At 62.9% G+C, this 22,088-nt stretch carries 25 protein-coding genes and 3 pseudogenes; 9 read left to right on the top strand and 19 right to left on the bottom strand.

The window, feature by feature from the left end; all coding sequences use genetic code 11:
- The 3 genes from BLR31_RS20485 to BLR31_RS20475 form a co-directional block, all read left to right on the top strand.
- Window positions 1-1,306 (top strand): NADP-dependent isocitrate dehydrogenase (locus BLR31_RS20485; RefSeq protein ID WP_090600155.1); only part of this gene is annotated, 1,306 nt, incomplete at its 5' end.
- 108 nt (window positions 1,307-1,414) lie between these two features.
- The gene (locus BLR31_RS20480; RefSeq protein WP_088439560.1) at window positions 1,415-3,112 is read left to right on the top strand and encodes a SulP family inorganic anion transporter; all 1,698 of its coding nucleotides are present in this window, start codon (window positions 1,415-1,417) and stop codon (window positions 3,110-3,112) included.
- 15 nt (window positions 3,113-3,127) lie between these two features.
- Window positions 3,128-3,802, top strand: coding sequence for a carbonic anhydrase family protein (locus tag BLR31_RS20475; RefSeq protein ID WP_201792019.1), 675 nt, complete (start codon window positions 3,128-3,130; stop codon window positions 3,800-3,802).
- 70 nt (window positions 3,803-3,872) lie between these two features.
- Here BLR31_RS20475 and BLR31_RS20470 read toward each other — a convergent pair whose 3' ends face one another.
- From BLR31_RS20470 to traA, 3 genes and pseudogenes are all read right to left on the bottom strand, one after another.
- Window positions 3,873-5,168 (bottom strand): MgtC/SapB family protein, encoded by a 1,296-nt coding sequence (locus BLR31_RS20470; RefSeq protein ID WP_090600151.1) that lies wholly within the window; start codon window positions 5,166-5,168, stop codon window positions 3,873-3,875.
- Window positions 5,169-5,275: 107 nt separating this feature from the next.
- Entirely contained in the window at window positions 5,276-6,016 is a 741-nt protein-coding gene (locus BLR31_RS20465) for a DUF6118 family protein (protein WP_090600148.1), read from the bottom strand.
- Between the two features lie 1,181 nt (window positions 6,017-7,197).
- Window positions 7,198-8,655, bottom strand: a pseudogene (gene traA / locus BLR31_RS22350) (Ti-type conjugative transfer relaxase TraA); the annotation flags it as partial.
- 282 nt (window positions 8,656-8,937) lie between these two features.
- On the opposite strand from traA, the gene BLR31_RS20455 reads away from it, so the two are divergent.
- Both BLR31_RS20455 and BLR31_RS20450 read left to right on the top strand, forming a co-directional pair.
- Entirely contained in the window at window positions 8,938-9,231 is a 294-nt protein-coding gene (locus BLR31_RS20455; RefSeq protein WP_090600141.1) for a mobilization protein, read from the top strand.
- Window positions 9,228-10,902 (top strand): annotated as a pseudogene (locus BLR31_RS20450) (type IV secretory system conjugative DNA transfer family protein). Before BLR31_RS20455 ends, BLR31_RS20450 begins: the two are co-directional and overlap by 4 nt.
- A gap of 267 nt (window positions 10,903-11,169) precedes the next feature.
- Here BLR31_RS20450 and BLR31_RS21870 read toward each other — a convergent pair.
- From BLR31_RS21870 to BLR31_RS20400, 10 genes are all read right to left on the bottom strand, one after another.
- A complete protein-coding gene (locus tag BLR31_RS21870) occupies window positions 11,170-11,322 on the bottom strand; it encodes a hypothetical protein (protein WP_176762791.1) in 153 nt (50 codons plus the stop codon).
- The gene (locus tag BLR31_RS20440; RefSeq protein ID WP_244505175.1) at window positions 11,303-11,512 is read right to left on the bottom strand and encodes a hypothetical protein; all 210 of its coding nucleotides are present in this window, start codon (window positions 11,510-11,512) and stop codon (window positions 11,303-11,305) included. Before BLR31_RS20440 ends, BLR31_RS21870 begins: the two co-directional genes overlap by 20 nt.
- Window positions 11,513-11,570: 58 nt before the next feature.
- A complete protein-coding gene (locus BLR31_RS20435) occupies window positions 11,571-11,906 on the bottom strand; it encodes a helix-turn-helix domain-containing protein (RefSeq protein WP_090600137.1) in 336 nt (111 codons plus the stop codon).
- Window positions 11,887-12,270, bottom strand: coding sequence for a type II toxin-antitoxin system RelE/ParE family toxin (locus BLR31_RS20430; RefSeq protein ID WP_425287294.1), 384 nt, complete (start codon window positions 12,268-12,270; stop codon window positions 11,887-11,889). The genes BLR31_RS20435 and BLR31_RS20430 overlap by 20 nt, the downstream gene beginning before the upstream one ends.
- A 79-nt stretch (window positions 12,271-12,349) precedes the next feature.
- Window positions 12,350-12,679 carry a ribbon-helix-helix domain-containing protein gene (locus BLR31_RS20425; protein WP_143009479.1) on the bottom strand — a complete coding sequence of 110 codons (330 nt, stop codon included), beginning with the start codon at window positions 12,677-12,679 and terminating at the stop codon, window positions 12,350-12,352.
- Complete coding sequence (locus BLR31_RS20420) at window positions 12,676-13,335, bottom strand: AAA family ATPase (protein ID WP_090600133.1); 660 nt, start codon at window positions 13,333-13,335, stop codon at window positions 12,676-12,678. Before BLR31_RS20420 ends, BLR31_RS20425 begins: the two co-directional genes overlap by 4 nt.
- Before the next feature lie 74 nt (window positions 13,336-13,409).
- The gene (locus tag BLR31_RS20415) at window positions 13,410-14,066 is read right to left on the bottom strand and encodes a SprT-like domain-containing protein (protein WP_090600129.1); all 657 of its coding nucleotides are present in this window, start codon (window positions 14,064-14,066) and stop codon (window positions 13,410-13,412) included.
- Window positions 14,067-14,309: 243 nt separating this feature from the next.
- On the bottom strand, window positions 14,310-15,185 hold the full coding sequence (locus BLR31_RS20410) for a replication protein A (RefSeq protein WP_090600126.1): 876 nt from the start codon (window positions 15,183-15,185) through the stop codon (window positions 14,310-14,312).
- A gap of 195 nt (window positions 15,186-15,380) precedes the next feature.
- Complete coding sequence (locus BLR31_RS20405; protein WP_090600122.1) at window positions 15,381-15,596, bottom strand: ribbon-helix-helix protein, CopG family; 216 nt, start codon at window positions 15,594-15,596, stop codon at window positions 15,381-15,383.
- 107 nt (window positions 15,597-15,703) lie between these two features.
- Window positions 15,704-16,267 (bottom strand): recombinase family protein, encoded by a 564-nt coding sequence (locus tag BLR31_RS20400; protein ID WP_090600118.1) that lies wholly within the window; start codon window positions 16,265-16,267, stop codon window positions 15,704-15,706.
- A gap of 180 nt (window positions 16,268-16,447) precedes the next feature.
- Between BLR31_RS20400 and BLR31_RS20395 the strand changes: the two genes are divergently transcribed.
- Together BLR31_RS20395 and BLR31_RS20390 are read left to right on the top strand one after the other, a co-directional pair.
- The gene (locus tag BLR31_RS20395) at window positions 16,448-16,777 is read left to right on the top strand and encodes an ArsR/SmtB family transcription factor (RefSeq protein ID WP_090600114.1); all 330 of its coding nucleotides are present in this window, start codon (window positions 16,448-16,450) and stop codon (window positions 16,775-16,777) included.
- Entirely contained in the window at window positions 16,777-17,232 is a 456-nt protein-coding gene (locus tag BLR31_RS20390; protein WP_176762790.1) for an SRPBCC domain-containing protein, read from the top strand. The genes BLR31_RS20395 and BLR31_RS20390 overlap by 1 nt, the downstream gene beginning before the upstream one ends.
- 285 nt (window positions 17,233-17,517) lie before the next feature.
- On the opposite strand, the gene BLR31_RS20385 is transcribed toward BLR31_RS20390, so the two are convergent.
- Window positions 17,518-17,928: an SRPBCC domain-containing protein gene (locus tag BLR31_RS20385; RefSeq protein ID WP_088439578.1), complete on the bottom strand. Its 411-nt coding sequence runs from the start codon at window positions 17,926-17,928 to the stop codon at window positions 17,518-17,520.
- Between the two features lie 139 nt (window positions 17,929-18,067).
- Window positions 18,068-19,021 carry a calcium/sodium antiporter gene (locus tag BLR31_RS20380; RefSeq protein WP_088439576.1) on the bottom strand — a complete coding sequence of 318 codons (954 nt, stop codon included), beginning with the start codon at window positions 19,019-19,021 and terminating at the stop codon, window positions 18,068-18,070.
- Window positions 19,022-19,439: 418 nt separating this feature from the next.
- Between BLR31_RS20380 and BLR31_RS20375 the strand changes: the two genes are divergently transcribed.
- The gene (locus tag BLR31_RS20375) at window positions 19,440-19,724 is read left to right on the top strand and encodes a DUF4258 domain-containing protein (protein ID WP_090600106.1); all 285 of its coding nucleotides are present in this window, start codon (window positions 19,440-19,442) and stop codon (window positions 19,722-19,724) included.
- Window positions 19,725-19,783: 59 nt separating this feature from the next.
- On the opposite strand, the gene BLR31_RS20370 is transcribed toward BLR31_RS20375, so the two are convergent.
- The 4 genes and pseudogenes from BLR31_RS20370 to BLR31_RS20360 all read right to left on the bottom strand — a co-directional run bounded on the left by BLR31_RS20370 (window position 19,784) and on the right by BLR31_RS20360 (window position 21,768).
- Complete coding sequence (locus tag BLR31_RS20370) at window positions 19,784-20,086, bottom strand: hypothetical protein (protein ID WP_088439572.1); 303 nt, start codon at window positions 20,084-20,086, stop codon at window positions 19,784-19,786.
- A gap of 144 nt (window positions 20,087-20,230) precedes the next feature.
- Window positions 20,231-20,359: pseudogene (locus BLR31_RS22215) on the bottom strand (hypothetical protein); the annotation flags it as partial.
- A 73-nt stretch (window positions 20,360-20,432) separates the two neighbouring features.
- Window positions 20,433-20,813, bottom strand: a complete 381-nt coding sequence (locus tag BLR31_RS20365; protein ID WP_088439566.1) for a hypothetical protein — start codon at window positions 20,811-20,813, stop codon at window positions 20,433-20,435.
- A 67-nt stretch (window positions 20,814-20,880) separates the two neighbouring features.
- Entirely contained in the window at window positions 20,881-21,768 is an 888-nt protein-coding gene (locus BLR31_RS20360) for a LysR substrate-binding domain-containing protein (RefSeq protein WP_229667659.1), read from the bottom strand.
- A gap of 114 nt (window positions 21,769-21,882) precedes the next feature.
- Between BLR31_RS20360 and BLR31_RS21480 the strand changes: the two genes are divergently transcribed.
- The coding region (locus BLR31_RS21480) for a hypothetical protein (protein ID WP_210183962.1) at window positions 21,883-22,088 on the top strand (206 nt) is incomplete at its 3' end.

The raw sequence follows: 22,088 nt of genomic DNA, 5'->3' as shown, positions 1-22,088 counted from the left end.
GGGGCATTCGGCTGGCATCGGGCCGGAGGCATGGGAGAGCCTGCGCCGCACCAAGATCTTCTACAAGGCGCCGATCACCACGCCGCAGGGCGGCGGCTTCAAGAGCCTGAACGTCACGATCCGCAAATCCCTCGGCCTGTTCGCCAACGTCCGTCCCGTCCGGGCCTTTGCGCCCTTCGTCGCGACGAAGCATCCGGGAATGGACGTCGTCATCGTGCGCGAGAACGAGGAAGACCTTTATGCCGGGATCGAGCACCGGCAGACCGACGAGGTATACCAGTGCCTCAAGATCGTCTCACGGCCAGGCTGTGAGCGGATCGTGCGCTACGCTTTCGAACACGCCAGGGCGAACGGGCGGCGGAAGGTCGCCTGCTTCACCAAGGACAACATCATGAAGCTGACCGATGGGCTGTTTCATACCGTATTTGACGAGGTGGGAGCGGAGTACCCGGACATCGAGAAGCAACATTGGATCGTCGACATCGGTGCGGCCAGGCTCGCAGCCGACCCCGGCCGGTTCGACGTCATCGTCACGCCTAACCTCTATGGCGACATCGTCTCCGACATTGCCGCCGAGATCGCGGGATCGGTCGGTCTTGCCCCTTCCGCTAATGTCGGCCAGCACGGAGCGATGTTCGAAGCGATTCATGGCAGTGCTCCCGCGCTCGCGGGGCAGGACGCCGCCAATCCGTCCGGCCTGTTGCTTGCAGGCGTGATGATGCTCCTCCATATCGGCCAGCGCCAAGCAGCGGAACGGCTTCACAATGCATGGCTGAAAACGATCGAAGACGGGATCCATACCTTCGATATCTTCAAGGAGGGTTCATCCCGCCAGAAGGTCGGCACCAGCGCCTTCGCAGATGCCGTGATCGCCCGGCTCGGCCAGGAGCCGGCGGTGCTGGAACCGGTTCGATACGAGGGCGAGGCGCACGCCTTCGCGGTGCCATCGGCCAAGCCGACCATTCCCGCAGTCAAGGGGCTCATCGGCGTCGACGTCTTCGTGCACCGGGCGGGCCGGGACGCTGAGGGCTTGGCCGCAGGCATGCAGTCGGCGGCGAATGGCAGCTATGACCTCGTCATGATCACCAACCGCGGCGTGAAGGTCTGGCCGAACGGCTTGCCGGAAACGTCCCTCACAGACCATTGGCGGTGCCGCTACATGGTCAAGCCCGATAAGCAGCTCAACAAGGCGATGATCGCCGAACTGCAGATGCGCCTGGCGCAGGCGGGGATCGACTTTATTAAGACCGAGCACCTGTGCACCTTCGACGGCCAACCCGGCTACTCGCTCGGCCAAGGGCAGTGACCGATCGCGGGCGCTTCGCCGGCCTGTCAGACCTCATGATTTGACAGGCCGTACTTAATCAATCATCAATCCCGTTTGCGGGTTCACAGCGTAGAGGCCTAATCCGATATGACAGGACGCACTCTCCCCGGCGGCTATAGGCTTGCAGATCTAAAGGGAGACCTGTCGGGCGGGCTAGTGGCAGGCGTAATCGCTCTGCCGCTCGCGCTGGCATTCGGCGTTCAGTCAGGCCTGGGGGCAGCCGCAGGCCTCTACGGCGCAATCGCGCTCGGGATCCTGGCTGCGGCGCTCGGCGGTACGCGTACGCAGGCATCTGGTCCTACCGGCCCGATGACTGTTGTCTCAGCTTCCGTCGTGGCAACGGCGGTTGCAACAACCGGCAGCGTGGAAGCGGGACTGGGCATCGTGCTGCTGGCTTTCCTGTGCGGCGGCGTCGTGCAGATCCTGCTCGGACTTGTTGGGATCGGCAGATACGTCAAGTTCTTTCCTTATCCCGTTGTGTCAGGGTTCATGAGCGGGGTCGGGCTGATCATCATCGTCCTTCAGATCTGGCCATTTCTCGGCTCCGCATCTCCAAAATCGCCGCTGGAGGTCTTCACGCGCATCACCGAACCGCTCGCCGCCGTGAACTGGAGCGCGGTGATGCTGGGTGCTATCACCATAGCGGTCTACTACCTGTTCCCACGTGTGACCAAAGTGGTGCCGGCCGTGCTCGTGGCCCTCCTGGTGGGCACGCTGATCGCTGTTTTCGCGAATTTGGACGTGCCCAATGTGGGCGCTATACCGAGCGCCATCCCCGAGCTGCAGCTGGGCCAGATCCTTTCGGTATCACCCGAGCACTACCCGCTCATCATCGGGTTCGGCGTCACCCTGGCACTGCTCGGTTCGATCGACTCTCTGCTGACCTCGGTGATCGCCGACAACATCACCAAGACCAAGCATGACAGCCGGCGCGAACTGATCGGACAAGGCATCGGAAATAGCGTCGCGGCGATCTTCGGCGGTATCCCAGGCGCCGGCGCGACGAAGGGAACGGTGGTCAACATCAACGCGGGCGGGACGACGCGGCTGTCCGGCGTCGTGCATGGCCTGTTCCTGCTGGCGGTGCTCCTCGGACTGGGCCGGTTCGCCGGCTACATACCCTTGAGCGTGCTCGCCGGCCTACTGATACCGGTCGGCCTCGCCATCATCGACTACAAGGGCCTGCGGCATCTCGGCCGCATACCCCGTGCAGACGCCGCCGTGCTGCTCATCGTCATGGGGATGACCGTTTTCGGGAACCTCATCCATGCCGTCGCGATCGGCGTAGTCCTGGCAAGCATCCTTTTCATGAAGAAGATGAGCGATTTGACCGAGGCGAACTCTCATGTCGGCGAGCTCACCGATCAGCCTTGGGCCGACGAAGAGAAGGTACTCGGGGCTCATCCAGGGCAGGTCTACATCAAGCATATGTACGGGCCGCTCTTCTTCGGCTCCGCGTCCAGGTTCCAGGAGATGGCGAGCACGGTCGACGAGAACGCCGCGCTGCTCGTAATCCGCATGGAAGAGGTTCCCTATGTTGACCAGTCGGGGCTCTACGCACTGGAGCAGGTCGCTTTAGACCTACGCCGGAAGGGCGCTGAAGTGGCCCTTACCGGCGTTCAGGAACAGCCTCTCGCCATGCTTCGGGATCTCAGGATCGTTCCTGATCTCATAAGCGAAGACATGTTGTTCGCCGACATGGAGTCCTTAAGCGACTGGTTGGGACGCAGCAGGGTGTCAGCCCGCCAGGATGGATTTACCCTCGCCCCCGTCGGGGCGACTTGATCGAAGGAGAAAGCGATGCGGACCGTGTCCGAAGCTGCGAAGATGGAGAAGCAGGGCCTCGTCGAAAAGGTCCTCACCAAGGAGGAACAGGCCAGCCTGACGCCGGACAAGGTGATCGCCCTGCTGAAGGAGGGCAACGCTCGCTTTGTTAGAGGCGAAATCACACTTCGCAATCATAACGAACAGATCCGGCGCGCGGTTGCCGGCCAATACCCGAAGGCGGTCGTGCTGTCCTGCCTGGATTCGCGCATCCCGGTTGAAGACGTGTTCGACCGCGGCATCGGCGACATGTTCGTGGCGCGTGTGGCAGGCAATACCATCAATGTAGACATCCTGGGCAGCATGGAGTTTGCCTGCAAAATTGCGGGCGCCAAACTCGTCGTCGTCATGGGCCACGAGCATTGCGGCGCCGTAATGGGCGCGATCGATGGCGTTCAATTGGGTCATATCACGGCGCTGCTGGGCAAGATTCGACCGGCCACGTTGATAACGGACGGGTTCGAAGGAGTCCGTACGAGCGAGAACGCCGATTACGTGTGCTGGGTCGCCGAGCAGAACGTCAGGCTGGGCGTCGAGCGCGTACGTGCTGAAAGCACTATCTTGTGCGAAATGGAGCAAGCTGGTGACATCAAGATTGTCGGAGCCATGTACGCGATGGACACCGGCGAAGTTAAAATCCTGACCATCTGAGGTTCGGGCGCCATGAGATGCCGTCGTGTACCGAATCACGCGGGGCAACCTTCGACACCCAAAGGTTCGTCTATAAGGGCATTGTCAGGGAAAGTTCCGTAATCCACGCCCGCGCGATGCCATCCAGCCACCAGGCCACCCAGAGGACCGCGAGTTGCAGTACAAGCCCACCAGACACAGTGCGGCGGAAGGAGGGTTCACTGCTGCGCAGCGCGATCCAGATCCGGACGAGCGTGTTCGCACTGAGCGCAGCGGCCAGGGGCAATACACCTTCGAGTGCTGAAATCTGCCCAACCGCCACGAGCGAGGCTAGAGCGACAGTTGCAGAATTGGTACTCACCAGACCGGCAAGTGTCGCGGTCACAAGAATAGCCGCGCTCCCGAAGTAATCGTTAAGGAGCGCGGAGATCAACATCACTGTCGCCACGATAAACGCGAAACCGACTGCGCTCTTGACGGAAAAGACCTGCGACGTCAGTCCTATCTCTGCTGGTTTGATCTCGCCGCGCTGGGTTAGGAAAAAGATCGCCGCACCATGCAGCCCCGCCGCTAGGCCGGCTCCGAGCAGCACTGGAAGCCCCACGGCGAACATGGCAGGGCTCAATGCAAGCAGGATAATCCCGATCTGAATGAGCGAAGACACCGAGGAAAGCGTTGCTCCCGCGGCGGCGCTCTTGGCATCGTCCGATTTTTCGCCCGCGCGACGGCCCAGGGCCGCGATCGTGGCGGTGCTCGACACGAAACCCGATAAAAAGCCACTCACCGGCAAGCCCAGATGCACTCCAACGACCCGCGTGGCAATGTGCCCCGCCGCACCGATCAGCATGACGAGCACCACGATGATGAAAAGACCGCGCGGGTTGAGCGCGCCGCCGGGACCAAAATTGAGGTTGGGCAGGACCGGCAAGATTACAAGAATCGACACGCCAAGAATAAGCCCGTCTCGCAACTCTGCCGCTGTCAGCACCGTCCGGCTAAAACCACGTATCACCTCGCGCGCCGCAAGGAGTGATGCAATAATCACTCCTACGCCGGCCGCTAACAGCGCCGTTTCGGTTGCAAGCGCGCCCAAGAGAACGACAGCGACAAGCGCAAGACTCGTGGTAAGCCCGGTGGTCGGATCGCCCTGTTGCACGACCCACACGATGCGGAAAGTCCCGACCGCCAATACTGCTACAGCCAATAACGGCATGCCGCCTGTCATCATGCTGATTGCGCCAATGAGCGATGCCAGTGCAAAGGTTCGAACCCCCGACGAGGCGTCCTTACCTGTCGTGTGTTCACTCTGCTCACGCTCGATACCAATCAGGAGACCAATTCCCAAGGCTTCTGCCAGCGCGAAGAATGACTCTGTGTCCGCTTCCATCCTCTCTCCATGGCTCACCGCCTGCGGCCTGCAGGTTCCGGGGTGAGAGGCTTAATATTACACCTAAGCCCTTAAACTGTTCACCAAAGCAGCTGCAACGGCTCTACTTACCGCGTCGACGCTTTCACGGTAATCGTGCATCGCTGATCCTCGCCGGCCGTGCGCGCGGCCTCGGCGCATCGACCGATCGCCTCGGCATTGTCGCGCACGAGCTGCGAGGAATCGACCACGCCGCGCCAGCCTTCAAGGTTGGCCGCCTGCATCATCTCGATACCGGCATTCCAGCGATCGGCCCCCATGACGATCGCCGCAACATGGGTGTCGGCCGCAAACGGCAGGATGCGCGGCAAGAGCAGCACAAGGAGCCCGCCGGCGAGCAAGCCAATGCCGCCCGCGATCAACATGCGCAAATCCTGCGAGCGCCGGTCGTAGGCGCTCTTGGTGTAGGCGGCCAGGTTGTTTGCCTCGCGCTCGAGGTCACGGCCTTTCCCCTCGAGCTGCTGAACGGCGGTCCTCACCAGGCTCTCGCCGCTGCGCTCGAGCGCGCGGGCGTAATGCTCTGGTCCCTGCCGAAGAACGGGCGACTGCTCGACGGCCTCAAGCCGCTCCGCGACAAGGCCGAGTTGCTGGACCATGCGGCTGAGATCGGGACCGTAATCGGGCGGTTGCTGGAATTTCTCGAACTGGTCGAACGCCGCTTCCACGCCTTTGCGGATGACGGTCATTTCCGCAGCCGTCTGCGTGCCTTGGACCTCGACTGTGCGCCGCAACGCCTCGAACGCCGCCGCCGGGTCGCCGGCCTGGCTGTCGTCCTCCGGCGCGAATCCTTCCCTGTCGTCGTCCGTCATCCCGTCTCCTATCGCTCAAGCCCGAGACTGCGGCCGCGCGTCAGGCTGCGTTCCATCTCTTGGGCGATGTTCTGTTCCCGCCGAATATGGCTGATGCCGAGGTCCTGGCTTCGGTTGCGCAGGATAGATTCAACCTGCGGGTCGCGCTCAAGCCCCTTCGCCATGCCCCGCATCTGCCCTTCGACTTTGCCGCGAGCCTCGTCGTGCTGCCAGCCGCGAAGTTGCTGGCGCTGCTGGTCGAAGTCCTGCCAGCGCTGCACGAAGCGCTCGGCCCTGACATTGGGGTCAGCCTGCATGGCGCGTTCCCGGTCCATGCCGCCGACGAGCTGGCCGACGCGCTCCCGGCCGGAAAGCTCGTTCATGACGCGCGCCGTTTCTGGATCGTGACGCATGGCCGACACCATGAGCCGGGCCGATCCCGGCCGCGCCTGGTCGAGCTCAAGGCCGGCGTCTCGCAATTCGGCTTTCTGGCTGTCGAGAACGGGAAGCCCGTCGCGCTCCATGCGCTCGGCCGCCGTCCAGGCGCGGGCGAAGCGATCAACCGAACGCTCGAACCCGGACAGCGGGCGCAGGCGATCGCTCTGCCTCTCCTGTTCGGGCTTGGCCTGCGCCGACGCCTCCCAACCGGAAGCGGAGAGACGCAAGCTCCCTTCCCTTTCCGGCCGCTCTAGCGGCTCCTGGGAAGCCCGACGATCGGCATGGAGCTGCAACCCGTCGAACATGCCGCGCGGACGCTGCTCGGCCCTCTGTGGTCGTTCCTGGGCGATCTCGGCCCCAGCGCGCGGCTGGCGGCTCTCGGCCGCCGCGCCGCGCGAAAGTTTCAGGCTCTCGAACCGGCTGCGGCGCTGCCCCTGCCGCCGATCGTCGCCGTGATCGGGGGCGAGATCCTCGCCCCCTTTTTCGGCCTCCATACGCGGCTGCCGCGTCTGACGCTCCGTTCGGGTATGCTCCCGATCGCGCGGAATCTCGATCTCGCTGCGCACGCCCATGCGCTCCGCAATCCCGCGTCTTTCCGCAAATTGCCGCTCGGCAAAGTCGCTTGTGTAGTCGAGCGTGGTTTCCTTCACGCCGGCGCGGCTGAGCCGCGACGAAAGCGCCTTGCCGTCCTTGAACTCGTCGCGGCCGGCGTAGAGCTGCGCACCGTCGCGGTGCCGCGTCATGGCGACATAGGTCAGATGCCTGCCCGCCTCGTCGATCACGAACACGTCGCCGCGGCCGATTTCGCCCTTACCCGCCTGCCAGCCATATTCCCACGACGCCAGCGTGCGGCTCTGGATGCCGGACGATTCCTCAAGGCCCTCGGCCGCCTTGCCCGACAGCGCCGCGCCGTGAACCTGATAGCCCTGCGCCTCCCATGCCTCGCGCGCCGCCGCCAGCATGGTGGATTTGCCAGCGCCGGCATAACCGACAACGGCCGCAATCCGCTCCGGCCCGGTGATGTGCGCGATCGCATGCCTCTGCTCGTCACTGAGCCGAGCCGTCTCGATCCGGCGTTCTCGCTCCTGGGCGTCCAGCTCGCCCCGATCGACCTTCCCGGCCATGTCGGTGGCAACGCTCGACCGGATCGCCTCGTCCTGTCGGCCGATCGCGTGCTCGACATGCCGGCGATCGACGCCATGCGTCCGCGCCTGGTGCAACTGCTCGGCCGACGCCGCTATGCCGGATTCGATCTCGACCATTTCGCGGGTTGAATAGCGGGCAAGCTCCTTCTCGCTTGCCGGCTGTAGCTCGACCAGGGCCGGCGAAGCCATGACGGACGAAAAGGCGTTCTGGAAGGCCTGCGCGTCGTCATTGATGTAGCGATGCAGCGTCCGCGCAACGTCATGCCGGTCGAACACGCTCTTTTCGTTGGTGATGAGCGTCAGCACCTGCTCGGGCTTCTGGCGGATCAGCTCGGCATTGCGCTGTGCGGCATCCTCGTCCAGCCGCGTCCGCGATACGTCGAGGCCCCGCCTGTCCATCTGGGTGGCATGGACGCCCATATGCTCGGTCGGCGTGATCTCTAGTCCGCGCTCCATATGCGAACGATGGTCGATCCGGATATCCAGACCAGCCCGGGCTAGGTGCTCGTTGGCATGGTGCTCCCATGCCTGACGAATGTCGCGGAGCTGCATCTGTGAGGTCGGCATGTCGTTCGCCAACAGCCATTTGTTCTCCCGCTCGATCGTCGCCTTGTCAGCAAGCCCCTCGGCCGTTACCGCGCGCGTCGTCATCAGCAGATGCGCATGGTGGTTGCGAACATCGCTCGCGCTATGAGGCTGATGGATGGCGAAATCGACCGCCGTCCCATGTCGGTCTGCGAGGTCCTGGGCGAACGCCCGCGTCAGCTCAAGCCGCTGCTCAGCCGATAGCTCATGCGGCAACGCAATCTCGAACTCCCGCGCAACGCGACCGTCCTTTCGCTTCTCGGCCAACTCGGCGGCATTCCACAAGGTCGAACGATCCCGCGCCCAATCCACATCGACGCCCTGCGGCAAGACGATCTCCGCATGCTCGACGCCCTGCTTGGTTCGGAAATCATGCGTGATTCCGTCGCGCTCGTTCGTCAGCCGTTCAGCCGATCGATAGGCGGCGGATGCGACGGCGCTGCGGCCGCTGGCGCGCGATACCGGTTTCATGCTGCAATGGTAGATCGCCAACGCTGTTCCCTCGATGTCGCTTCGCCCGTTTTCCGCTAGCTGAGTAGCCTACGGCACGCTGAGTTGCCTAGTAACTCGTAAGTGCGCCCTTCGTAAATCAATCGCTCCGCTCTTTGATAACTCCAGTGTGGAGCTGCGGCAAGCTAAAGGCGAAACAATTGATGCCGCGATTGTGTCTCTATGCGGGCATATTTTCAAGCCGGAAAGCAGGATTTAGCTTCAACACCTTGAGCGATGGGCTCGTTCCTGTAGGCTCATCGTGAGCGAACGGAGGTAGGCGACATGGCGAAAAAGACGATCGAACAAAGATTGGCGGAGCTGGATGCGCAGCGCGCCACCCTCAAGGCCAGACTCGGCAAACAGGAGCGCGCCAGGGACACCCGTCGCAAGGTGTTGCTCGGCGCGCTCGTCCTTCATCGGCTCGAACATGGCAAGGATGAGCTGTCGCGCGCGCTGCCCGACTGGCTGCGTCGCGAGCTGCCCGGCTTCCTCACCCGCGACGGCGATAAGGAGCTGTTTGACGATCTGCTCGCCTCTCCTGGCAATTCAACCGGGAGAACAGAGGGCGGCCAATGAATCAGGCGACACTTGCATGGGCCGCGTTCAGGAACATGATGCGCCAGGCCGCCCGTGATCCGGTTTGGGCGTTCGTCGCTCTGATCGTCGCGCCCTTTCGCGGCGGCCTCTATCTGCTCAAGGTCGGGTTCTTCATCGCCCTGGTCGCCGTCGTGCTCGCCGGCTTGCTGCATTTCGCCATACCGCAAGACTGGATCGTCGCGCGTTGGGCGGCCGGCCTGATTCTTCTCGCCATCATCGCCATGCTCGTCTTCCGTGTCCTGACCAACCCCATGATTACCCATTTCGGGGACATCGACAGCGACACCCACGGCTCGGCTCGCTTTGCCACGAACAAGGAAACCGCTCCCCTCACCCGCTCGGCATCCGGCCTCCTGATCGGCCGCGACGGCAAGACCGGAAAACTGCTGCGCTATGACGGCCCGGCGCACCTGCTGACGATGGCACCGACCAGGACCGGCAAGGGCATCGGTACCGTCATCCCGAATCTGCTCACCGCCGACCGCTCCGTGATCTGCATCGACCCCAAGGGCGAGAATGCTAGGATCGCCAGCCGTGCCCGCCAAAAATTCGGCCCGGTTCATATCCTCGATCCCTTCGGCGTCACCGGGCAAAACTCGGCCGCCTTCAATCCCCTCGATGCCCTCGACCCTGACGGCCTCGATGTCGCGGAAGACGCAAGCGCCCTGGCCGATGCCCTGGTCTATGACGAACCGGGCATGGCCAGCGAGGCGCATTGGAGCGAGGAAGCCAAGGCGCTGATTGGCGGCGTCATCCTCCATATCGCCGCACACGAGCCGCGCGACAGGCGCACCCTCGCCACCCTGCGCGAAGCCCTCACGCTGGCCCCGGAGGCCTTCACGGCGCTGCTCAAGGCCATGCAGGCGTCCACCGCCGCCGGCGGCCTGGTCACCCGCGCCGCCAACCGCCATCTCGGCAAGTCCGATCGCGAAGCCGCCGGCGTGCTCTCGGCTGCCCAGCGCCATACCCATTTTCTCGACTCGCCGCGCATGACGGCCGTGCTCGGCCGATCCGATTTCGCATTCCGTGACTTGAAGGTGCGCACCGCAACGGTGTTCCTCGTCCTGCCGCCCGATCGCCTCGCCACCTATTCAAGATGGCTGCGCCTGCTCGTCACCCAAAGCCTCACCGACATGGCCCGCGCGGCAAGCACGTCCCCTGCCCGGCCGTCAGCGCCGCCGACTACGCCAGTGCTGTATCTGCTGGATGAGTTCGCCGCCCTCGGCCACCTCGCTCCGTCGAGCGCGCCATGGGCCTCATGGCGGGCTACGGCGTCCAGCTCTGGCCGATCCTGCAAGACGTTCACCAGCTCCGCGCCACCTACGGGCAACGCGCCGGAACCTTCCTCTCCAACGCCGGCGTCCTGCAAATCTTCGGTGTCAACGATCACGACAGCGCCCGCCTCGTCTCCGATCTGCTCGGACAGGGAACCGCCGTCTTCCGCACCATGGGCCAGGCGCTCGATTCCGAAAAGTCGGGGATCTCCTTCGGCGAGCAACATTCCGGCCGGCCGTTGCTCACCCCCGATGAGGTCCGCAACCTGCCCCAAATGCTGAGTTGCTGTTCCTCGCCGCGCAACGCCCGATCGTCGCCGGAAAGCTCGCCTATTACGCCGACCGCGAGTTCAAAGGGCTGTTCGACCAGCCATGAGTGCAAAGGGCAACCATAGTGCTCGGCGGCGTCAAAAGGTGGGTTCTCGCCATGCTCGTGGGCCTTGCCGCTGCGCGTGGCTCCGATCCCGGCCTACGGCCGCTTTTGACGCAGCCTGCGCTCCTATGGAATCCTGAACCTGTCGGGACGAAGGGCTGCACCAAGCGCAGCGACAGCCCCGGCCGGCCCGCTCTCTCACATAGGGCCGTAGGGATGGCCGGGGCGGGATGATTACATGCTTGCAGGAAAGCATGGTTGCCCCCTGCCCTATTCCCACGCCTCGATCGGCACGGTCTTCTCGTCAAGATGCCGGGCCATGATCTTCTCATAGGCCGCCTCGTCCATGATCCCGAGGCGGCGCTGTGCGCTCACCATTTCCGCGATCTCGCGGGCAAGGCGGCTAGGATTCGTCGTCGTCATGCTCGATCTCCGTCACCGGCCTCTGCCAGTCGGGTTTCCCGGTGGAGCTGGCGCGGCTGCGCTTGTCGGCAAGGTGCTGGCGCACCTGGTCCACGCTGAGCGCCCGACTCGGATCGGCCTTCAGCTCGTCATAGGCGGCCGCAACCTCCGTGCGCAGCCAGTTTTCAAAAGCCTCGTCGCGTTCCGTCATGGCTCCCGCGCTCGATACGCGCCAACAGCTCGGCCCGCTGGCGGGCCATTTCCAACCCTCAAGCAACCGCGATTGTCAAATGCCCGACTGGATCGGCGGCCGGCTTCACTTTGATTTCGATATCGTAGCCAAGGCGATTCAGGCAGTCCATGAGCTTGCGCTCAGACAGGTTGGTGAAATCGCCACGCATCATCCCCGACACCTTCGGCTGTGGGATGCCCATGCGCTTCGCCGCCTCCTGCTGGTTCAACCCAAGGGCACGCATCGCCTTCCTGATCTCAACTACCAAACCGGCCTTGATCTTGAGCTTTTCGGCGTCAGGCAACCCGAGATCGGCAAAAACATTGCCAGAGCTGCGGTAAACCTCGACACCTTCAACGATCCTTTTTTCCATCTCGCATCTCCTGCGCCATCGCTTCGGCCACCTTCAGCCGAGTCCGAATGATGTCCATGTCTGCCTTGGGCGTGGCGATCCCGCTTTTGCTTTTCTTCTGGAAGCAATGCAGGACAAAAACCGCCTCCGTGAATCTCACCGTGTAGACGGCCCTATACGTGCCTCCGGCATCGTTATCGACAACCTCCAGCACGCCGGCACCGCCGAAGCCCTTGAGCACCTTAGCCGTATCGGCTTGGTCGCCCGCCTGAGCCAGCCACAGCGCGAAACCGAAATAATTACGCACGGCTCGCGGAAGCGCCATCAAATCCTTGTAGCTACTCGCTATCCATACGAGCGGGCGTTCGTTCTGGCTCAGGGTCATCTTATACCTGAACAGAGATAGAACACAAGCCGATTCTTATCGTTTGCAAACATGCTTGCATGGAAGCATGTTTGCGCTCTCACTCCCCTCCCTCTCGAACGACCGGGAAATTGTATTTGGCGAAAAGCAGGTTCATCGCCTCGGCCACAAGCCGCTCCTGCGGAATCCGCTTGCCCTGGGGATCGCGCGTTCGGAAGCTGAGTTCTTCCAGCGTCTCCCAATAGGCCGGCGGCAGGTAATGCGTCTTGGCCGTCTTGTTCGCCCGCGAGGGCGCAACATAGCTTCCGGCGGGCTGCGGGCTGCGAGCACGGCGCTTCGGCTCGGCCGGCGTGTCGGAAGCTGCCGGCGCGGGAGCTGGTTGCTCTGCGGTCTTGATGGCGGTCGCCAGGAGGGAGGGTTTGCGGCTCATGCTTTAATCCTTTCATGATTTCCTGCAATCATGCTTGCCTGCTCTGAAAGGAAGGTGAACAGGCCGGCGACTTCTTGGGCGGCACGCCCCTGCGGTTCCAGCTCTTGCGGCGTCTGCCCCAAGGCCGGCGCGTCCTCGTAGGCTTTCAGGCGCGACATATGGATGGGCGCGACCGCCACATTGAACCGCGCCGTGATCGCGGCGGCGTCGTCAGCCGCCCGACCCCCGGCGTTCGGATGCACGAGATTCAGCACCACGAAGGCCGGCGGGTTGCCCGCCATGTCGAGCAGCCGCTTTAGCGGCTCCAAGGTGTCGATGGCGAATATCTGCGCCTGGGTCGGGATCAATACCATGTCGGCATACTTGGCCGCCTCGGTCGAGGCGCTGTCCATCTTGCCGGGCGTGTCGATGAACACCCAATCCATGCCAAGGCTGCGATAGGCGTCGAGCGAGCGCCGGATAGCGCCGGGCTGGATCGAGGCAACGTCCGGCCCGTCGCCCTCTCGCCGGTCAAACCAGTTGACAGCGTTCGTCTGAGGGTCGAGGTCGAGCAGGGCCGATTTCTTCCCGGCCAGGTGCGCCGCGACCGCAAGCGCCGTCGCGATCGTGGTCTTGCCGGTCCCGCCCTTTTGCGTGCAGAGCGCCACTGTAATCATGATTGCATCCTTTCATGCAAGGAAGCCTACATGCTTTCGTGACACCATGAAAGCATGTTTGCATTGACGGCAGGTTAAGGCTCTGAGTCCTCGTCGGCCGCCATCGGCTCGTCGCACTCGCCGCAGACCAGGCGCACGCCCGGTTTCGCCCAGGCGTGCAGCTCGCAGCTCGGGCAGGTGTAGCGGGTCTTGCTGGCCGACTTCGCCTTGCGCTTCTTCCTGGCCTCGGCGTCGTCCCAAAGCTCGACATAGAGGGCCGAAAAGCCGGGCTGCGCCGCCAGTTCGGCAAAGGCGCGGGCGTAGGGGCCGGCCTCGATGATGTAATGGCTGCAAGACTGGCCCGTCTCCTTGCCGCCCGGCCGGCTGGTATCGGACGGGTGCAAGCCGATCGCGTGCATCTTCGCCGCCCATTCCTTGTTGTGGTAGCCGCTCCGCGACGGCTTCCCGAAATGGTGCTGCCAAAGGTGCGCCATCTCATGAGCGAGGGTGGAAAGGCTCTGCTCGTCGGTGCGGCTTTTGAAGTGCGACGGATTCAGCGCGATCTCGTCGGTGATCTCCGTGCCGTCCTTCGATCCGAACCGGCCGCCGGCGAAATAGCCATAGGCTTTGTTCTTGCGCTGCAAGGTCACGAGGCAGGGCGGCAGCTCGCCGCCGAAAAGCCGATCGTTGAAAAAATCGAACGCCCGATTCAGCGCGGCATAGGTTTTCGCGGTCGGCTTGGTAAGGGACATGGCGGCCTCTTTTGTATCGTACGAAATAACAATCGCACATTTCATGCTGTCATGCAAGCATGGTTACATGATTTCATGACGAGCACCGCCCTTGCCCCTTACTCCCTCTCGAAAGCCCATGCGGCGGTTGCCGCAGGCACAAGCGTTGCGGTTTTGCTGTGAGGTTTCCGCTTCCCGGTCCGCCCCATAAGCGGACCGGAACCGCCGCAGGGCCGCGTAAGCGGTCCGAACAGCGGCGTCCGCTTATGTTTTCTTACTTAGATAAAGGTTAGATGGGGATTCCGTCTGCTTGGCGGACTCACGTTTCTGCAAGGCGCTTCCCAGGGCTGCGAGCGCCCGTCCTAGCGGGCTGTCGCCGGCCTCGAACAGCGCCATCTCATCGAGGGGCAGGGCCTTCCTGTAGGCGTCCAGCTCGGCCGCGTGGACCTCCTGGGCGTGGCTGTGATCGTCGGGCGGGGGAGAGGCCTTGCCGAACCGGCCGAGAAACCGCAGCGCCTTTTCCGGTAGGGACAGGCGATAGGCGTTGCTCGCCTGCTGCACCTGGGGGCCGCGCCCCTCGTTGCCGGTCGGCTCGTAGCGCCGCAGCCAGTCGAGGAACCCATGCGCCCGCAAAGCTTTCAACGCCCGCACCACGGCATCGCGCGAGCGCCGCACCTTCCCCATGATGGTGCCGATCGACGGTTCCAGCCGGCCGGTGCGGAAATCGACCAGGTTGACGAAGTATTCAAGCACCTCGATCGCGACCGATCCGAGCGGGCCGGTACGCTCGCCCTTCTGGCGCTCGGCCAGCTCGTAGCGTTTGGCGGCCAAAAGCACCTTCTGGACTTCCTGCCGGTTGGTCGGCCGCCATATCCGGCCCTCGGAACGGCCCTTGAAATGGCTGCGCCGGCGAACCGGCGTCGGGCAGCGCTCGGCCGGGGGAGGGAGGACCAGACTAAACGTGCCCTGTCCCGATCCCCGCAATGCAGCCCGGCGCTCCTGGGCAAGCGTCGATAACTGCTCGGCCTCATCCTCGGCGAGCTGACCGGCACCGTGCCGGGTCCAAACCTCCCGCATGATTTCATCAAGCACGTTCCCACGCGCGCAGCCGATCGCGGCCGCGATGTGCGTCCTCAACATATGTCCTCGTCCTTCCGTTCAGAGGACATGACGGCGTTGGACGGCGGACACGACTTTCCCGTTTCCCCAAGAATCAATCTTGCGGAGCGGATTGCTCTAGCGTAGAAAAGGGGAGACTTACTGGCCCCGTTTTCTACGGTGTGTCTGACGGCCTACAAAAACGCTCGATCGTGCCACCGATCGGGCGTTTTGCCGTTATGTCCCTTGCTTCGCTTCGATGTAAAACCTCAACGCTTCCTCGATGACCGGCGCGCGCCCTCGCAAGCCCGCGTCGTCTTTCAGGCGGTCAATCGCCGCGACCAAATCGCCAGGCAGGTCGGCCTGAACTAGAATCCGGCCTTCCGCACGCCAACGCGCCCGAAGGTTTCGGACACTTTCCAGCTTAACTTGTTCTCGGGTTCGACTCGCCATGTCTACATGAAGAGCCGAAACGGCGCGATTCTGCAACCCTTTGCGTAAGGAGACGGGGAAGGCCCTATCTCTAGGGGGTAGGGGTTGCCCTGTTGTGCCGGCGCCTGTCAGCTCCCGGCCGGCACGTCGGCAAGCGCCCTGTAGAGGGTCGAGACATGCACGCTGAGCGTGGCCGCGATCTCGCGCGGCTTGCGCCCTTCCTCCCGCAACCGCAGCGCTAGGGCGAGCTGATCGGCCGATAGGGCAGGGGGCCGGCCGAAGCGCACGCCCTTCGCCTTCGCGGCCGCTCGGCCCTCGCTCGTGCGCTCGTGGATCAAGGATCGCTCGAACTCGGCAACGCCGGCGAAGAAGGTCAGCACCATGCGGCCGGCCGGCGTCGTCGTATCGGCCCACGGCTCGGCCAGCGACTTCAAGCCCGCCTCAACCGCGTCCAGGTGCTCGGCTATGTCGAGAAGATCGCGCGTCGATCGAGCGAAGCGGTCTAGCCTGGTGATCGTCACCACGTCGCCGGCGCGCAGATGGTCGAGCATCTTCGCCAGTTCGGAGCGGCTCCGCTTCGCTCCCGAAGCCTTTTCCTCATAGATTCGCTTGCAGCCCGCCGCTTTCAGCGCCGCGCGCTGTTGGTCGAGGTCCTGGCCGCTGGTCGAGACGCGCGCATATCCGATCATCATGGGGGAGGGGCTTTCGCTGCTATGCTCACCGCTCGAATCTAGCGGGTGCAACCCGTCGCGAAAATCCCATTCTGCGAATGTCGCGGGTTTCGGGATCGGGATTTTTGAAACTCCACTCCTAAAGGTAGCCATCCAGCTATCTTTCTTGACGGCGGTGATTGATTCATATTATGTAGCCTTATGGCTACCTTTCATCCCCAACTGCACACGATTTTCGCCGCGCTGTCGGACAAGACCCGGCTCAATGTCATCGAACGCTTGGCAATGGGGCCGGCGTCTATCTCGGAGCTTTCCGAGCCGTTCAAAATGGCAGGCCCGTCCTTTCTCAAGCACATAAAGGTGCTGGAGAGCGCCGGGTTGGTACGGTCGGAAAAAAGGGGCCGGGTGCGGTCGGTCACACTGATGCCGGACGCGCTGCAATGGGTGGATCACTGGGTCGGGCGGCACCGCCAGCAGTGGGAGCACCGCCTCGACAATCTGGGAACTTTTCTTTCAGACGGAGACAATTGATGGGCGAGCAGTCACAGCAGCATCGCGAATTTACGCTCGAACGCTTCTACCCGAATTGCAAGGAACACGTTTGGGCTGCCTGGAGCATTCGGGAGAAGAAAGCAGCCTGGCTCGGAAGTGAGGGGCTGGAGATGAATTTCTCACCCGGTGGTGTCGAGCGGAGCGGGTTTCGCAATTCAATGGGCGAGCACAACAGCGAGGGTCGCTATTTTGAGATCAAGGAAGGAGAACGCATCGTACTGGCCTATTCGATGGCGGTGAACGGGCGCGTCCATACCGTCTCGCTGGCCACAATCTTGTTTCGAGACGAGAATGGCGGAACACGACTTACTTACACTGAACAGATGTGTGTGATCGCTCCAAGCGACGGAGTCGAAGGCCGTAAGCACGGGTGGAACGCGCTGCTGAACGGCTTGGCTGGTTATCTTGAAGCCGATACCCGACAAACTGCGTAGGCGTTGTCGCAGTAATCCTAAAGCCTGCACCACGTTCGCAGCGGCCCGGAATCCGGGCCGCGAAGTGTCGCAAATGTCTGTCGCGAAACTTTGACTTTTGCACGTGACTTTTGCGACAGAAATTCCCCTGAAAATTCAACGCCGGCGATTTTGTCGCAAAACTTAGGAGTTCTGCGACAACGGACGCCGCAGGAGGGTGGAGCGGTACGGCGGCTTTCGGATCACGACGCGGTAAAGCCGCCCTACACCCGCCAGAGACCCCCCGCGTGCAACGTAGGCTTGCCGTCAACCAGCAATCGCGGTGACGTGCCGAGCGAAGTTGTCGAGAACGCCTTGCCAGTCCTGGCGCTGCTCGTCCACGGATGGGGTTGGTTCGGCATCGAACGTTTGATGGACGACGACGCCCGCCTCGGTCTCTGCGAACTCGACACGCACATGGCGGTCGTCATCCGTCCGCCACTCGATCACCCGCATCGGCTCGAGCCTGGTGTAGGTTGCGGCGAAGTCAAAACTCGTGCCGTCGTGTCTGGGCTCGATGCGGAGCTTTAGCAGACCGCCGACCTGCAAGTCGTTCGACGCCCAGGTGGTGCGCCAGTCGTCGGATGCGTCCCACTGCACGATGTCGGCGGGATCGTTGAAGGCCCGCCAGACGGTCTCGATCGGTGAATCGATGAGTGCTTCCGTCGTGATCTTCATGGTCTCAATCCTAGTCGTCGGTGCGCTAAGGTTAGCTCAAAACCGTCAGCTTGGCGATCGCCGCGAGCGCCGAGGCCAGTAATGCAACGCCCGGCAGGGCCTCGGCGGGTAGCTTGCGGATCATCAGGCATCTTCTCCATCAGGCGGTAGCGACGAGCCAGCCGACATAACCGGCGTAGAGCGCGACGAAGACGCCGCCCTCCCAGCGCTTCAGCGTCCAGCCGGAGCGCAGGAAGAGCGCGAGGAGCGCAGTGGCGCCGACGAGCACCCAGACGTCGAAGTGAGCGATCTCCGGCGGGACCGGGATCGGATGCACCACCGCGGTGAGCCCGAGGATGCCGAGCACGTTGTAGATGTTGGAGCCGACGATGTTGCCAAGCGCCACGTCCGGGTGGCGGCGGAGCGCGGCGACCACGCACGCAACGAGTTCGGGGAGCGAAGTGCCAATCGCGACCACGGTCAGGCCGACCACCGTGTCGCTGACGCCAAAGCCGGCGGCGAGATCGATCGCCGCGCCGACGAGGATGCGCGCGCCGATGACGGTGACCGCGATGCCGACGAGCGCGAGGCCGACCGACAACAGGACAGACTTGGGCCCCACCGGCGCGTCAGCCGCAACGTGCTCGTGCATCTCGGTCTCTGCGTCGGGTTGCCGCCGCTCGCTCCGGTAGGCCCAAGCGATGTAGCCGACGAGCAGCGCGACGAATGCGATGCCGAGCCAGCGGTCGAGGAAGCCGACGAGGACGGCGGCGACGCAGGCGATCGTCGAGCCGACCAGCGCCAGCCCGTCGCGCCGGAAGGCGGCCGGCTTGACGGCGAGCGGCGCGACGAGCGCGGTGAGCCCGAGGATGAGCAGGATGTTGGCGCTATTCGAGCCCACGACGTTGCCGACGGCGATGCCCGGCGCCTGCTCGAAGGCGGCGAACAGGCTGGTGACGAGTTCGGGCATCGAAGTGCCGAAGCCGACGAGCGTCAGACCGACAAGCAGCGGGGACACCCCGAGTGTGCGAGCCGCGCCCACCGCGCCGCGCACCAGCGCCTCGCCGCCCGCGGCGAGCAGCACGAGACCGAGCGCGACGAGCAGGATCGTCAAGACTCGGTGCTCCCGCCCCGGCATCCCTGGGCAACCAACATGCCGTGCGGGGTCTCATGGCCGCTGGCGGGCGACGTCGACCATTGCGTAATGACGGGCCAAGGAACAAGCGGCGCGGTCGATCCAGTTACCGGAAGTTTGAATTTGGTTGCCGTCATCGCTGATCGATCTCACAAGAAAGGCTGGCCGGCGACGATCGCCGCCGATTGCTGATCGGGGCCATGTCGCCACGGGTTGGCTGGAATCGCGCCTGACGTCTCCACATTGAATTGGTTTATACCTTCTATGAATTCAGTTCAGGAACAGCCCTCCAGGGTCTGATTGTGACCAGTGTTGGACACATTGACCACGACAGTCGATGCTACCGGTTCGTTCGGGAAATTTGTGCAGTCCGATGCTCTAAAGAGAAATATAGCCGATGAAACACTACTATGATGATGTCAAAGGCTTGGGCAATGTGGCCGTTAGTCGTCATGCTCAGGCTCGCATGGCTGACGACGGTATATCCCAGGAGGTTTTTGAAAGGGTTCTTCTCAACCCAATCCGGCCAGATATCAAGGATGGAATGGATGTTGTTTGGAGAGAGCGTGAAGGCTTGAGGATTGTCATTCTAACTGATCCCACTCCGAATATGGGAGCTGTTCTGGTCAAGACCGTTTATCGGGTGAAACCCCAAGCGAATGCTGTGAAATCAACTCGGTGACACAGCATGAGGCGGCTTAAGGCAGCCGCTCATGACTTTGGTACAGGCGGCGGTCTTGATCATTCCTCCGCTATCAGGAATGGCTGCGCGGCCTTTACTGCTGCATCGCAGCCCGGTGCAGCCTCGACGAGGAGGGCAGTCGGTTCGACCAGTCCGACCCAGACGCTGAGGGCACTGGAAGCGGCCCACCAGGGATCATCAACCGCGCGATCAATGATAGCGGGACCAGCGGCGGCGGCGCACTCCGTCACCTGTGCCACGATCTCCTGTGGCGCACGCGTGGCGGTGAGAACATCGGCAATCTCATTCTGGAGCGGGCCGATCAGGAAAAAGGATATCAGAGCAGCGATGAAGTCCCCCATGGGAACGGTCTCCTTTTCTTTCTATTTCGGATGGGCGGCGACAGTCTGCGCAGGGTGCGGACGTCGCCGAGCATTGAGTTAGGAGGCCAATCAGTCGATTCCGGCGCCGCAATGTGACGACGCTCTAAAGTAGCTTTTGCGCGGTCATCCCCCATTACTATGCGCCTCCTGGCTGCCGCGCGTTTTGATCAGGCTCCAGATCACGCCCGAGGCGATGATGGCGAAGGTCACACCGAGCGAGAGCGCGGCGGGGAACTTCTCCAACGCCACCATAACCGAGAACCCGGTTTAACTTCGCTCGCTGCCGCTCATCGATACGCATTGCGGTCGCTCCTTGACCCCTTCGTTAGCTCTCGACGCCGAGCGGGCGGCATCCATGCCTGCGGTTGAAAACCACGGTCCGGCCAGCGCGTTCGCGTCGGCGCCGTGCGATCTCTTCCGCCAGCTTCCTGGAAGTCCGGCCCACCTCCTTGGCGAGAGCCGTCAGCACGGAATAGTCGGCGTGGCCATGTGCCATCCCCTGCGCGAGGCGGTCCTTGGCGGCACGATACTCGGTGATGAGACGTTTGAGCGCATCGCTCGCGCGCCTGCCGGTCGAGCCGGCCACCTCGACCTTCCCCTTCCAGGACGAACTGCGAGTGCTGTCATGGCATTTCGCTTTCATCGGACGATCCTCCTTGTTCATGTCCTGAGAAACCAGATGGGTGACCGAAACCGATCGCGCCATGTCGTTTCGATGAGTTCCGTCAATGACAAGCATCGGCTTTGACAATGCCGTGACATCGGCACAGATTTTAGAGGATCGATTGCCCCGAACTTTCCAGCGATGACGTGATGTGCTGAGCGAGAGCCTCCGCGGCACGTGGGAGAGTTCCTGCTGCCCGATAAAGAACGATCTCGCTATCCGGCAGATCGGGCAGGCTCTGCTCTCCGCCAAGAATATGCAGCCCGGCGGACACCATCTCCTTGGGCAAAACCGTTACGCCCAAGCCCGCTTTCACCGCCGCCTGGAGCCCGGCAAGGCTGGGGCTCGTATAGGTAATCCGCCAGGGGCGAGCGGCACGGTCTAGCGCACCGAGTGCGGCCTTCCGGTAGACATCCGGCGCAGGCGCCAGGACGAGCGGCAGCTGTTCATTGCGATCGAGGAGCAGCCGGGGCGATCCGGCCCACACGAGCACCTCCTTCCAGACCCCGATCCCTCCGGCGCCGCTTTGAAGCTCTCTTTTGAAGAGCACCAGGTCGTACTGACCTTTGGAGAAACCATCGAGCAGGTTGACAGTGAAGTCGCAGTTCACTTCCAGCGCCACGCGCGGATGGGCGCGTGCGAAACGGGCAAGCACCTCCGGCAGGTGCACGGTGGCGAAATCCTCAGGCGTGCCGAGCCGGACGCGCCCTGCAACATCGGGCTCCATCAGCCGCGATCGGGCTTCGTCACCCAGGCGCAGGATCTGCCGCGCATAGGTCAGGAGGATCTCGCCGTCGGGCGTGAGCTGCAGCTCACGCCCCGGTTCACGCGTAAAGACGCGGCGCTTGAGGTTTTCCTCCAGCTTCTTGATCTGCAACGACACGGTCGACTGGGTCCGCCCCACCCGCTCGGCAGCTCGGGTGAAGCCACCATTGTCGACGATGGCCACAAAGGTGCGGAGCAGATCGAGATCGAAGGGCGGCAGCGAAGTCGGCACAACACCCTCCCCAGCAAACGCCATTGATATAATCAATGTTGTTCAGCGGCACAACTCATTTCTATCAATGATCTAGGAAGCCCATATGGGAAAGTGTCAGACAGGAGATCCGTCATGAACCAGCTCGTCGACCATAAAGCTCTCGCCCACTCTCATCCGCTTCCTGCCCTCAAAGCCGGAACCGCTGTCCCGGTCAGTGTCTCCTTCGGCGATGGCATCGGCCCGGAGATCATGCAGGCCTCGCTCAAGGTGCTGCTCGCCGCCGGCGCCAATATTGCCATCGAGCCGGTCGAAATCGGTGAACGTGTCTATCGTCGGGG

Source organism: Pelagibacterium luteolum (genome assembly GCF_900100665.1).
In the GTDB taxonomy this organism is placed as follows: Bacteria; Pseudomonadota; Alphaproteobacteria; order Rhizobiales; family Devosiaceae; genus Pelagibacterium; species Pelagibacterium luteolum.
The sequence above is the reverse complement of the archived record's forward strand: the minus strand, read 5'-3'. Positions and strand labels throughout refer to the sequence as shown.

Bases quoted from the DNA above. Each gene is read 5' to 3' on its own strand.
- BLR31_RS20480 (WP_088439560.1), top strand. From the start codon at position 1,415: ATGACAGGACGCACTCTCCCCGGCGGCTATAGGCTTGCAGATCTAAAG.
- BLR31_RS20475 (WP_201792019.1), top strand. From the start codon at position 3,128: ATGCGGACCGTGTCCGAAGCTGCGAAGATGGAGAAGCAGGGCCTCGTC.
- BLR31_RS20470 (WP_090600151.1), bottom strand. From the start codon at position 5,168: ATGGAAGCGGACACAGAGTCATTCTTCGCGCTGGCAGAAGCCTTGGGA.
- BLR31_RS20465 (WP_090600148.1), bottom strand. From the start codon at position 6,016: ATGACGGACGACGACAGGGAAGGATTCGCGCCGGAGGACGACAGCCAG.
- BLR31_RS20455 (WP_090600141.1), top strand. From the start codon at position 8,938: ATGGCGAAAAAGACGATCGAACAAAGATTGGCGGAGCTGGATGCGCAG.
- BLR31_RS21870 (WP_176762791.1), bottom strand. From the start codon at position 11,322: ATGACGACGACGAATCCTAGCCGCCTTGCCCGCGAGATCGCGGAAATG.
- BLR31_RS20440 (WP_244505175.1), bottom strand. From the start codon at position 11,512: ATGACGGAACGCGACGAGGCTTTTGAAAACTGGCTGCGCACGGAGGTT.
- BLR31_RS20435 (WP_090600137.1), bottom strand. From the start codon at position 11,906: ATGGAAAAAAGGATCGTTGAAGGTGTCGAGGTTTACCGCAGCTCTGGC.
- BLR31_RS20430 (WP_425287294.1), bottom strand. From the start codon at position 12,270: ATGACCCTGAGCCAGAACGAACGCCCGCTCGTATGGATAGCGAGTAGC.
- BLR31_RS20425 (WP_143009479.1), bottom strand. From the start codon at position 12,679: ATGAGCCGCAAACCCTCCCTCCTGGCGACCGCCATCAAGACCGCAGAG.
- BLR31_RS20420 (WP_090600133.1), bottom strand. From the start codon at position 13,335: ATGATTACAGTGGCGCTCTGCACGCAAAAGGGCGGGACCGGCAAGACC.
- BLR31_RS20415 (WP_090600129.1), bottom strand. From the start codon at position 14,066: ATGTCCCTTACCAAGCCGACCGCGAAAACCTATGCCGCGCTGAATCGG.
- BLR31_RS20410 (WP_090600126.1), bottom strand. From the start codon at position 15,185: ATGTTGAGGACGCACATCGCGGCCGCGATCGGCTGCGCGCGTGGGAAC.
- BLR31_RS20405 (WP_090600122.1), bottom strand. From the start codon at position 15,596: ATGGCGAGTCGAACCCGAGAACAAGTTAAGCTGGAAAGTGTCCGAAAC.
- BLR31_RS20400 (WP_090600118.1), bottom strand. From the start codon at position 16,267: ATGATGATCGGATATGCGCGCGTCTCGACCAGCGGCCAGGACCTCGAC.
- BLR31_RS20395 (WP_090600114.1), top strand. From the start codon at position 16,448: ATGGCTACCTTTCATCCCCAACTGCACACGATTTTCGCCGCGCTGTCG.
- BLR31_RS20390 (WP_176762790.1), top strand. From the start codon at position 16,777: ATGGGCGAGCAGTCACAGCAGCATCGCGAATTTACGCTCGAACGCTTC.
- BLR31_RS20385 (WP_088439578.1), bottom strand. From the start codon at position 17,928: ATGAAGATCACGACGGAAGCACTCATCGATTCACCGATCGAGACCGTC.
- BLR31_RS20375 (WP_090600106.1), top strand. From the start codon at position 19,440: ATGAAACACTACTATGATGATGTCAAAGGCTTGGGCAATGTGGCCGTT.
- BLR31_RS20370 (WP_088439572.1), bottom strand. From the start codon at position 20,086: ATGGGGGACTTCATCGCTGCTCTGATATCCTTTTTCCTGATCGGCCCG.
- BLR31_RS20365 (WP_088439566.1), bottom strand. From the start codon at position 20,813: ATGGCGCGATCGGTTTCGGTCACCCATCTGGTTTCTCAGGACATGAAC.